This is a genomic window from Rudanella lutea DSM 19387 (assembly GCF_000383955.1).
In the GTDB taxonomy this organism is placed as follows: Bacteria; Bacteroidota; Bacteroidia; order Cytophagales; family Spirosomataceae; genus Rudanella; species Rudanella lutea.
The window spans coordinates 6,217,104-6,217,951 of sequence record NZ_KB913013.1; the positions used below are offsets into that span (position 1 = coordinate 6,217,104).

Consider the following 848-nt stretch of genomic DNA (forward strand, 5'->3'; position numbering starts at 1 on the left):
AACACGCTGCCCACATTCAGGCTGAAGCCCACGCCCACCGTGGCCGACTGGGGCCCCACGGCATTAGCGACTGATGGGGCCGTGTTGGTGGGTGGTTGGGGGTTGCCCGCGCAGAAAGCGCCGAAGTCAAACACGAAGGGTGTGCCCTCCACCCCGTTCTGGCGCACGCGGATGGTGATGGGCTTGGGATCCAGCCGCAGGCCCGCTTCGACCACATGACTGGGGTTGGTCGTCCAGCCCGTCACCCCGATGGCCAGGTACTCGACGGGAGCTCCGTTGCCCCCGGTAAAGCCGAAGGTGATGGCTCCGGCGGGGCAGTTGTAGCTCACCAGGGTAGCGGCCAGGGCGCTGCCCGTGGGGGGCGGGGTGGTGGTTTGACTCGCTGTGGGGCTGACGGTGAGCAGGAAGCTGGTGCTGTTGGTGAGCCCGCCGGGGTCGGTGGCGGTGAGGGTGATGGTGCTCACGCCCGACAGAGAGGGCGTCCCGGTGAGGGTGTTGCCGGTGAGGGCCAGCCCGGCGGGCAGACCGGTGGCTGAGAGCACCAGACTCGCCGGCGTCTGGGCGTCGGTAAAGACCGAGCCCACGTTGAGGCTGTAGCCCACCCCGAGGGTGGCCGACTGGGGCCCGACGGCATTGGCGAGGGTGGGCGGGGTGTTGCCTCCGCCCCCGGCACAGGTGGCTCTGGCGTCCCAGCGGAGGGCGACGGTGATGCCATTCTGGGTGGCCAGGATGGTGAAGGGCTCCACGTTGGGGCTCTGGTTACGGATGTCCTGGGCGAGCTGGGTGTCGACGGTGGCCGAGCAGGAGGTGGTGGGGGCGGTGATGCCGATGGCCGCGTAGGTGATGGG

General features: G+C 69.3%; 1 protein-coding gene. It reads right to left on the reverse strand.

All coding sequences use genetic code 11. The features are described from left to right. Positions 1–848: putative Ig domain-containing protein (locus tag RUDLU_RS30100; RefSeq protein ID WP_044129702.1), on the reverse strand; the 848-nt coding region annotated here is incomplete at both ends.